The organism is Microbacterium sp. (genome assembly GCF_036566905.1).
Classification (GTDB): domain Bacteria; phylum Actinomycetota; class Actinomycetes; order Actinomycetales; family Microbacteriaceae; genus Microbacterium.
Genome location: NZ_DATCVK010000198.1, coordinates 19,952 through 29,518, shown reverse-complemented (window position 1 = coordinate 29,518; position 9,567 = coordinate 19,952). Strand labels below are relative to the sequence as shown.

The window sequence follows — 9,567 nt, the reverse complement described above, 5'->3', positions numbered from 1 at the left end:
GCGCCTGCGCGCCGGCACGCCGGACGTGGCCGGCGCGGCGGCCTTCGCGGTGGCTGCCGAGGCCGTGCGGGACGAGCGGGAAGCCGAGGCGGTGCGCCTCGGGACGCTGCGGGGCCGACTCGTGGGCGGCATCCGTCGCAGCATCCCGGATGCCGAACTGCTCGGCGACCCCGTCGACCGGATTCCCGGCAACGCACACGTGCTGTTCCCCGGCGCATCGGGGGAGACCCTGCTGTTTCTGCTCGACCTCGCCGGGATCGCGGTATCGACCGGCTCTGCGTGTCAGGCGGGCGTGCCCGAGCCGTCGCACGTCGTGCTCGCGATGGGGCGGACGGATGCCGAGGCGCGGCAGGTGCTGCGGTTCACGCTCGGCCGCACCACCGTCGAGGGCGACGTCGACGCGGTGCTCGCCGCTCTTCCGGGCGTCGTCCAGCGGGCGCGCGCGGCATCCGGGTCCCGGTCAGGTCCGGGTTCGTAGACTGTACCCATGCGAATCCTTGCGGCCATGAGCGGCGGAGTGGACTCCGCTGTCGCGGCCGCCCGGGCCGTCGAGGCGGGACACGACGTCGTCGGCGTGCACCTGGCGCTCTCGCGCGCCGGCGGGACGCTGCGCACCGGCAGCCGCGGCTGCTGCACCATCGAGGACGCCATGGATGCGCGGCGCGCGGCCGATCGGCTCGGCATCCCGTTCTACGTATGGGATTTCTCCGAGCGCTTCCGCGACGACGTCATCGACGATTTCGTGGCCGAGTACCGCGCCGGCCGGACACCCAACCCCTGCATGCGGTGCAACGAGAAGATCAAGTTCGCGGCCCTGCTCGAGCGGGCGCTGGAGCTGGGGTTCGACGCGGTGTGCACCGGTCACTACGCCACGCTCGTCGACGGCGCGGAAGGTCTCGAGCTGCACCGTGCCTCGGATGCCGCCAAGGACCAGTCCTACGTGCTCGGTGTGCTGAACGCCGAGCAGCTCGCCCACACCTACTTCCCGCTCGGGGCGACGCCCTCCAAGGCGCTCGTGCGGGCCGAGGCCGAGGAGCGCGGGCTCACCGTCGCGCACAAGCCCGACAGCCACGACATCTGCTTCATCCCGGACGGCGACACCCGCGGCTGGCTCGCCGACAAGGTCGGCGCTGAGCGCGGCGACATCCTGGATCGCAACGGGGCCGTCGTCGGTTCGCATGAGGGCGCCCACGCCTTCACCGTGGGCCAGCGGCGCGGCCTGCAGCTCGGCGTGCCCGCGCCCGACGGCAAGCCGCGGTTCGTGCTCGAGGTGCGCCCGGTGTCGAACACGGTCGTCGTCGGCCCCAAGGAGGCCCTCGCGACGGCAGAGATCGCCGGTGGGCGCTTCTCCTGGGCCGGACGTCCGCAGGAGGCGGGCGAGTTCCACTGCCACGTGCAGATCCGCGCGCACGCCGATCCGGTGCCGGCGACCGCCACGCTGGCGGCGGGCCTGCTCACCGTGGTCCCTGAGACCCCCTTCGACGGTGTCGCCCCGGGGCAGACCGCCGTGCTGTACGACGGCACGCGGGTGATCGGGCAGTTCACGATCGACCGCACCGTGTCGGCGGTCCCCGCAGACGTGTGAGCGCACGCGCCGGCGGCTGCCGCCGACCGGCGCTGCAGGGTCCGTCGATGCTGTCTGAGCCCGCTTCTAGACTGGCGTGGTGACGGATGACCTCGGTATGCCAGCCACCGCGCCGCTCGATGCGCCGACCGCCCTCGCCGCCGATGGAGGTCTCGCCGCCGATGCGGGTCTCGACGCCTCGCGAGCCGAGGCCGAGGCGCTGACCGAGCGCATCCTCGACGCGCGCGACGCCTACTACGGCCGCAACGCCGAGATCGTCGACGACGCGACGTACGACGGCTGGATGCACCGGCTCGAAGAGCTCGAGCGGCTCCACCCCGAGCTGCAGAGTCAGGACTCGCCGACGCAGACGGTCGGCGCGGCCGAGAGCTCGATGTTCGCCCCCGTCGAGCACGCTGAGCGGATGCTGAGCCTCGACAACGTGTTCAGCCTCGACGAACTGCGCGACTGGTGCCTCAAGGCCGAGACGTCGGCCGGCCGGCGGGTGCGCTGGCTCACCGAGCTCAAGATCGACGGATTGGCGATCAGCCTGCGCTACGAGCGCGGCGTGCTGACCTCCGCCGCCACCCGCGGCGACGGCCGGATCGGCGAGGACGTGACGGTGAACGCCGTCCGCGTCGCCGGCATCCCACAGCGACTGGCCGGCAGCGGGCACCCCGATATCGTCGAGGTCCGCGGCGAGGTGTTCATCCCGGTCGCCGCGTTCGAGCAGCTGAACGCGCTTCAGGCCGCCATGCGGGACCGCGCCGTCGACGAGACCCGTGCCCGCAGCCGCGCGTTCGACGAGGCGAAGGCCCGGCTGAGCGCCGAGCGGCGGTTCCCCTCGTTCGCGAACCCGCGGAACGCGGCTTCGGGAGGCCTGCGCCAGCAGCTCGACAAGAAAGACGGCCTCGAGCGCGAGGCGGGGCAGGCGCGGCTGGATTCCCTCCGGCTGTTCGTCCACGGCATCGGCGCGTGGAACCGCCCCCCGGTCGACTCGCAGAGCGAGATCTATGCACTGCTCGCCGAGTGGGGGCTGCCGACGAGCCCGTACTTCCGCACCTCCGATGACATCGGGGGCGTGCTGGACTTCGTCGCCCACTACGGCGAGCACCGTCATGACGTCGAGCACGAGATCGACGGCGTCGTCGTGAAGGTCGACGAGTTGGCGCTCCACGACGAGCTGGGCGCGACCAGTCGCGCTCCGCGGTGGGCGATCGCGTACAAGTACCCGCCGGAGCAGGTCAACACCAAGCTGCTCGACATCGTCGTCTCGGTCGGCCGCACCGGGCGCGCGACGCCTTTCGCGGTCATGGCGCCCGCGCGCGTCGCGGGGTCCGTGGTGCGGCAGGCGACCCTGCACAACCAGGACGTCGTCCGCGCGAAGGGCGTGCTGATCGGCGACACCGTCGTGCTCCGCAAGGCGGGCGACGTCATCCCCGAGATCCTGGGTCCCGTGGTCGAGCTGCGCGACGGCACGGAGCGCGAGTTCGTGATGCCCGCCGTATGCCCCGAGTGCGGCTCGCCCCTGGCCCCCGCCAAGGAGGGCGACATCGATCTGCGCTGCCCGAACACGCGCGCCTGCCCGGCACAGGTGCGCGGGCGCGTCGAGCACATCGGCTCGCGAGGCGCGCTCGACATCGAGGCGCTGGGCGAGGTCACGGCGGCGGCGCTGACGCAGCCGTCCGTTCCGGACGTGCCGCCGCTGGAGACCGAGGCGACCCTCTTCGAGCTCACCGTCGAGCAGCTCGTGCCGATCGAGGTGGTCGTCCGCGACGCCGAGACCGGTGAGCCGCGCATCGACGAGAAGACCGGCGCCGTCGTCCGGCGCTCGCCCTTCCGCCGCAATCCGACGCAGGCCGAGAAGAAGGCAGGCCTCACCGGAGCCCAACCGTCGGCGCAGGCCCTGACCCTCATCGATCAGCTCGAGCGAGCGAAGACCAAGGAGCTGTGGCGGTTCCTGGTCGCGCTGAACATCCGGCACGTCGGTCCCGTCGCAGCCCGTGCGCTGGCACAGTGGTTCGGCTCGGTCGAGGCGATCCGCACGGCGTCGCGCGACGAGCTTGCGGGGGTGGAAGGCGTCGGCGGCATCATCGCCGACTCGCTTCTCGACTGGTTCGAGGTCGACTGGCACCGCGAGATCGTCGAGCGCTGGGTGGCGGCGGGGGCGCAGCTGGCCACGCCGGGCCACCCCGGGCCGGGCGCCGCGGTCGACGCGGGGGGAGTGCTCGACGGGATCACGGTCGTAGCGACCGGTTCTCTCGACGGCTACAGCCGCGAGGGTGCCCAGGAGGCCATCCTCAAAGCCGGCGGCAAGGCGGCCTCGAGCGTCTCCAAGAAGACCGACTTCGTGGCCGCAGGTCCGGGCGCCGGATCCAAGCTCGCGAAGGCCGAGGAGCTCGGCATCCGCATCCTCGATGCCGCGCAGTTCCACGTTCTGGTGACGCAGGGGCCCGAGGCGCTCGGCGCGGCCGCTTCCGACGCCGGCTGACCCGTGCGGCCGCGGCTCGCGACTGGGATGATGGCGGCATGGCGCAGTGGCTGTATCGCATCGTCCCTTCGCGGCCCGCGATGGTGAGCGATCCGACTCCCGGCGAGCAGCGGATCGTCGGGGACCACTTCGCGTACCTCGTCGCTCTGCGCGATCGCGGCATCCTGATCCTCGCCGGCCGGACGCAGGAGGCCGAGGGCACGTTCGGCATCACCATCTTCGAGGCGGACGACGAAGCGGCGGCTCGCGAGGTGATGCGCGCCGACCCCGCGGTCGCGACCGGGGTGTTCGACGCGACAGTCCACCCGTACCGGATCGCGGTCGCCCGCGACGGACTTGGGGAGTGAGCGTCAGACGCCGGTGTTCAAGGTCAGCAGCCGATCGCGGACCTGCCGGCGCAGCACCTTGCCGATGAGGGACTTCGGAAGCTCGTCGACGACGTAGATCCTGCGGGGCACCTTGTACGGCGTCAGGATGCCGCGCGCGTACTCGCGCACCGCCTCGACGTCGATCTCCTCGCCCTGTCCGACGACGATCGCGGCGACGACCTCCTCGCCCGAGTGCTCGCTGGGCAGGCCGACGACGGCCGCGTCCTCGACCTGCGGATGCTGACGCAGAGCGTTCTCGACCTCGGTCGGGGCGACGTTGAAGCCGCCCGTGATGATGAGCTCCTTGATCCGGTCGACGATGCGCACGAACCCCGCGTCGTCGATGGTGACGATGTCGCCGGTGCGGAACCAGCCGTCGGTGAAAACCGCCTCGGTCTCCTCGGGCTTGCCGTAGTACCCGCCGAAGACCTGCGGACCGCGCACGACGAGCTCGCCCCGCGCGCCCGCGGGCACGTCCTGCGTCGGGTCGTCGGGATCCACGACACGGCACTCGGTGCCGGGCAGCGGCAGACCGACCGTGCCGGGCACACGATTGTCGGCGACCGGGTTCGCCATGAGCACCGGCGAGCACTCGCTGAGCCCGTAGCCCTCGACGAGGAAGCCGCCGGACGCCGCTTCGAACGGCACGACGAGTTCGTGGGGCAGTGTCATCGCCCCAGAGATCGCGACCTCGGTTCCGGCGAGCGACACTCCCTTCTCGCGCGCGGCCTTGAGCAGTCGATCGGCGATGGGCGGCACGAGAGGCAGGAAGGTGGCGGGGTGCTTCTTCGTGACCTCCAGCACCATGTCGGGGTCGAAGCGCGGGAACAGCACGAGCCGCGCGCCCATCGACATCGCGAACGTGAGGCACAGCGTGAGGCCGTAGGCGTGGAACATCGGCAGGACGGCGTAGACCACACAGCCGTCGCCGCGCACGATCGATGGGACCCAGGCGCGCGCCTGCGCCGCGTTGGACAGCAGGTTGCGGTGCGTCAGCGCCGCGCCTTTGGGTGTGCCCGTGGTCCCGCTCGTGTACTGGATGAGGGCGAGGTCATCGGTGCCGGGGCGCGGGTGGGATGCCGGCAGCGGGGCGCTGCCCACGACCTGCTCCCACGCGACCGTGCCCGACACGCGCTGGCTGAGCGCCTCCCGTGCCTCGCGCGCCTTCGCGACGGGCAGCCGGAGCGCGACGCGCGTGCCGAACGGCATCGCCTTGATCACGTCGACGGAGACGAGGCTGGTCACGGCCAGGTCGGCGGGGAACTCCTGCACGCTGGCGACGACCTTGGTCCACACGATCGCGTGTTTCGCGCCATGGTCCTCGAACTGCTTGCGGAGCTCACGCGGTGTGTACAGCGGGTTGTGCTCGATGACGACAGCCCCGAGTCGCAGGATCGCGTAGAACGCGACGATGTGCTGCGGGCAGTTCGGGAGGACGATCGCGACGGGGTCGCCCGCCTTCACACCGAGTTCGCGGAGCCCCGCGGCCGCACGCTCGATCTGCTCGTGCAGAGACCGGTACGACGTCTCGCGTCCGAAGAACTGCAGGGCCGCGGCATCCGGATAGTCGCGCGCCGACGCGTCGACGATGTCGACGAGGGAGCCGGTCACGGGTGCGAGGTCCTCCGGAACGCCTTCGGCGTAGCTGGCGATCCAGGGGCGCGGCGGGTCGTAGGTCGTCACGCGATCAGCCTACGCCGGGGCCGCCGTGGGCCAGGGGCGCGGCCCCGGTAGGCTGGAGGGGTGTCTGAAATCACCCCCGATCTCGTGCGCCATCTCGGTGTGCTCGCCCGGATCCAGCTGAGCGACGAGGAGGTCGACCGCCTGACCGGCCAGCTCGACGCGATCGTCGACAACATCGCCAAGGTCTCCGAGGTCGCCACACCCGACGTCGCCGCCACCAGCCACCCGATCCCGCTCGAGAACGTGTTCCGGCCGGATGTTCCAGGGGACCTGCTGACGCCCGCGCAGGTGCTGCAGAACGCACCGGATGCGGCGGACGGCCGGTTCCGCGTCACAGCGATCCTCGGCGAAGAGCAGTAAGGGGCCCGACGTGACCGATCTCACGAAGCTGAGCGCTGCCGCGCTCGCAGACAAGCTCGCCGCCCGCGAGGTGTCCAGCGTCGAGGCGACGCAGGCGCACCTGGACCGCATCGCGGCAGTGGATGCCGACGTGCACGCCTTCCTCCACGTCAACGAGCACGCGCTGGACGTGGCTGCCGACATCGACCGCCGCCGTGCGGCCGGTGACGACCTCGGCCCGCTCGCCGGCGTGCCGCTCGCCATCAAGGACGTCCTGGTGACGACGGACATGCCGTCGACGAGCGGATCGAAGATCCTCGAGGGCTACATGTCGCCCTACGACGCGACCGTCGTCGCGCGCTCCCGCGCGGCCGGGCTGGTCCCGCTGGGCAAGACGAACATGGACGAGTTCGCCATGGGATCGTCGACCGAGCACTCGGCGTACGGTCCGACCCGCAACCCCTGGGATCTCACCCGCATCCCCGGCGGCTCCGGCGGCGGCTCGGCGGCCGCGGTCGCCGCGTTCGAGGCGCCCCTCGCGCTCGGATCCGACACCGGCGGCTCCATCCGCCAGCCGGCGCACGTGACCGGGACGGTGGGCATCAAGCCCACCTACGGCGGCGTCAGCCGGTACGGCGCGATCGCGCTCGCCTCGAGCCTCGACCAGGTCGGCCCCGTGACGCGGACCGTGCTCGACGCGGGACTGCTGCACGACGTCATCGGCGGGCACGACCCGCACGACTCGACCTCGCTCGCCCACGACTGGCCGTCGTTCGCCGCCGCCGCCCGAGAGGGCGCCGAGGGTCAGGTGCTGAAGGGCCTCAAGGTCGGCGTGATCCGCGAACTGCCCGACAGCGGCTTCCAGGCAGGCGTGTCGGAGTCCTTCCGTGCCGCGCTGGCGGCGATGGAGGCACAGGGCGCCGAGATCGTCGAGATCAGCGCACCGCACTTCGAGTACGGCGTCGCGGCGTACTACCTGATCCTCCCGGCGGAGGCATCCAGCAACCTCGCGAAGTTCGACTCCGTGCGCTTCGGCCTGCGCGTCGACGTGCCGGGCGGCACCGTCGAGGACGTCATGGCGAAGACCCGCGACGCCGGCTTCGGCGACGAGGTGAAGCGCCGCATCATCCTCGGCACCTACGCGCTGTCGGCCGGGTATTACGACGCCTACTACGGCTCGGCGCAGAAGGTCCGCACCCTCATCCAGCGCGACTTCGCCGACGCGTTCGCACAGGTCGACCTCATCGCGACGCCGTCGGCGCCGACCACGGCGTTCCGGCTGGGGGAGAAGATCGACGACCCGCTGCAGATGTACCTCAACGACGTGACGACGATTCCGGCGAACCTCGCCGGGGTGCCGGGCATCTCGATCCCGTCAGGGCTCGCGTCCGAGGACGGTCTTCCCGTCGGCATCCAGTTCCTCGCGCCGGCGCACGAGGACGCACGGCTGTACCGCGTGGGTGCGGCGCTCGAGGCCCTGCTCGTCGACTCGTGGGGCGGCCCGCTCCTTGACAGGGCCCCCTTGCTGGAGAAGGCGCCGGGGCTCGGCGCGAACGGAGGAGCGCGCTGATGGCCAAGGACAAGCTGATGGACTTCGACGAGGCCCTCAAGCGGTTCGAGCCGGTTCTCGGCTTCGAGGTGCACGTCGAGCTGAACACCGAGACCAAGATGTTCTCGGCGGCAGCGAACCCCGCGAACTCCGCGAACCACAGCGCCGAGCCGAACACGCTCGTGGCGCCGGTCGACATGGGTCTGCCGGGCGCGCTCCCGGTCGTCAACGAGACCGCGGTGCGCTACTCGATCAGCCTGGGTCTCGCGCTCGGCTGCTCGATCGCCCCGTCGAGCCGGTTCGCGCGGAAGAACTACTTCTATCCCGACCTCGGCAAGAACTACCAGATCTCGCAGTACGACGAGCCGATCGCCTTCGAAGGCTCCGTCGACATCGAGCTCGCCGACGGCGAGATCGTCACGGTGCCGATCGAGCGCGCGCACATGGAGGAGGACGCCGGAAAGCTGACGCACGTCGGCGGGTCCACCGGTCGCATCCAGGGCGCCGAGTACTCGCTCGTCGACTACAACCGTGCGGGTGTGCCGCTCGTCGAGATCGTCACGAAGCCGATCTTCGGGGCGGAGCACCGGGCTCCCGAGATCGCGAAGGCGTACGTCGCGACCATCCGCGACATCGTGATCTCACTGGGCATCTCCGAGGCGCGCATGGAGCGCGGCAACCTCCGCTGCGACGCGAACGTCTCGCTGCGCCCCCGAGGTCAGGAGAAGCTCGGCACGCGCACCGAGACCAAGAACGTCAACTCGATGCGGTCGGTGGAGCGCGCCGTGCGCTACGAGATCCAGCGCCAGGCTGCGATCCTCGCGGCGGGCGGCACGATCACGCAGGAGACCCGGCATTGGCACGAGGACACCGGCACCACGTCGCCGGGTCGTCCGAAGTCGGATGCCGACGACTACCGCTACTTCCCGGAGCCCGACCTGCTTCCGGTCGCGCCCCCGGTTGAGCTGATCGAAGAGCTCCGCGCGGCGCTTCCCGAGCCGCCGGCCGCACGTCGCCGCCGTCTGAAGACCGAGTGGGGCTTCACCGACCTCGAGTTCCAGGACGCGGCGAACAGCGGCATCCTGCCCGAGATCGAGGCGACCGTCGCCGCCGGCGCGTCGCCGGCGACCGCTCGGAAGTGGTGGACCGGCGAGATCGCCCGCATCGCGAAGGTGCAGGGTCGCGAGGCGTCCGAGCTGGCGACGCCCGCCGACGTCGCGGCGCTGCAGGCGCTCGTCGACGCCGGCACGCTCACCGATAAGCTCGCGCGGCAGGTGCTCGAGGGCGTGATCGCCGGGGAAGGCTCCCCGCAAAAGGTCGTCGATGCCCGCGGACTCGCCGTGGTCTCGGACGATGGCGCTCTCATCGCGGCGATCGACGAAGCGCTCGCCTCGCAGCCCGACGTGCTCGCGAAGATCCGCGACGGCAAGGTCCAGGCGGCGGGAGCGGTCATCGGCGCCGTCATGAAGGCGATGAAGGGTCAGGCGGATGCCGCACGCGTGCGTGAGCTCGTCCTCGAACGTGCGAGCGCGACGAGCGAGTAGCCGCTGATCTGGGTGCACGCACCCGATCG

At 71.3% G+C, this 9,567-nt stretch carries 8 protein-coding genes; 7 read left to right on the top strand and 1 reads right to left on the bottom strand.

All coding sequences use genetic code 11. The annotated features are described in order from the left end of the window. From VIP82_RS16820 to VIP82_RS16805, 4 genes are all read left to right on the top strand, one after another. Positions 1 to 478 (top strand): aminotransferase class V-fold PLP-dependent enzyme (locus VIP82_RS16820; protein ID WP_331910669.1); only part of this gene is annotated, 478 nt, incomplete at its 5' end. A gap of 9 nt (positions 479 to 487) precedes the next feature. Beyond that, complete coding sequence (gene mnmA, locus VIP82_RS16815; protein ID WP_331910667.1) at positions 488 to 1,585, top strand: tRNA 2-thiouridine(34) synthase MnmA; 1,098 nt, start codon at positions 488 to 490, stop codon at positions 1,583 to 1,585. Between the two features lie 97 nt (positions 1,586 to 1,682). After that, a complete protein-coding gene (ligA, locus tag VIP82_RS16810; protein WP_331910675.1) occupies positions 1,683 to 4,055 on the top strand; it encodes an NAD-dependent DNA ligase LigA in 2,373 nt (790 codons plus the stop codon). A gap of 38 nt (positions 4,056 to 4,093) precedes the next feature. Next, a complete protein-coding gene (locus tag VIP82_RS16805) occupies positions 4,094 to 4,402 on the top strand; it encodes a YciI family protein (protein WP_331910665.1) in 309 nt (102 codons plus the stop codon). Between the two features lie 3 nt (positions 4,403 to 4,405). On the opposite strand, the gene VIP82_RS16800 is transcribed toward VIP82_RS16805, so the two are convergent. Then, positions 4,406 to 6,106 (bottom strand): long-chain-fatty-acid--CoA ligase, encoded by a 1,701-nt coding sequence (locus VIP82_RS16800; protein WP_331910663.1) that lies wholly within the window; start codon positions 6,104 to 6,106, stop codon positions 4,406 to 4,408. Positions 6,107 to 6,166: 60 nt separating this feature from the next. On the opposite strand from VIP82_RS16800, the gene gatC reads away from it, so the two are divergent. The 3 genes from gatC to gatB are packed head-to-tail and all read left to right on the top strand — an operon-like array spanning position 6,167 to position 9,538. After that, the gene (gene gatC, locus VIP82_RS16795; RefSeq protein WP_331910661.1) at positions 6,167 to 6,466 is read left to right on the top strand and encodes an Asp-tRNA(Asn)/Glu-tRNA(Gln) amidotransferase subunit GatC; all 300 of its coding nucleotides are present in this window, start codon (positions 6,167 to 6,169) and stop codon (positions 6,464 to 6,466) included. Between the two features lie 10 nt (positions 6,467 to 6,476). After that, entirely contained in the window at positions 6,477 to 8,015 is a 1,539-nt protein-coding gene (gatA, locus tag VIP82_RS16790; protein WP_331910659.1) for an Asp-tRNA(Asn)/Glu-tRNA(Gln) amidotransferase subunit GatA, read from the top strand. Beyond that, the gene (gatB, locus tag VIP82_RS16785; protein ID WP_331910657.1) at positions 8,015 to 9,538 is read left to right on the top strand and encodes an Asp-tRNA(Asn)/Glu-tRNA(Gln) amidotransferase subunit GatB; all 1,524 of its coding nucleotides are present in this window, start codon (positions 8,015 to 8,017) and stop codon (positions 9,536 to 9,538) included. Before gatA ends, gatB begins: the two co-directional genes overlap by 1 nt. The last annotated feature ends 29 nt before the right edge of the window (positions 9,539 to 9,567 follow it).

Excerpts from the sequence above, each read along its gene's own strand:
- mnmA (WP_331910667.1), top strand. The coding sequence starts at position 488 with ATGCGAATCCTTGCGGCCATGAGCGGCGGAGTGGACTCCGCTGTCGCG.
- gatB (WP_331910657.1), top strand. The coding sequence starts at position 8,015 with ATGGCCAAGGACAAGCTGATGGACTTCGACGAGGCCCTCAAGCGGTTC.
- VIP82_RS16805 (WP_331910665.1), top strand. The coding sequence starts at position 4,094 with ATGGCGCAGTGGCTGTATCGCATCGTCCCTTCGCGGCCCGCGATGGTG.
- ligA (WP_331910675.1), top strand. The coding sequence starts at position 1,683 with ATGCCAGCCACCGCGCCGCTCGATGCGCCGACCGCCCTCGCCGCCGAT.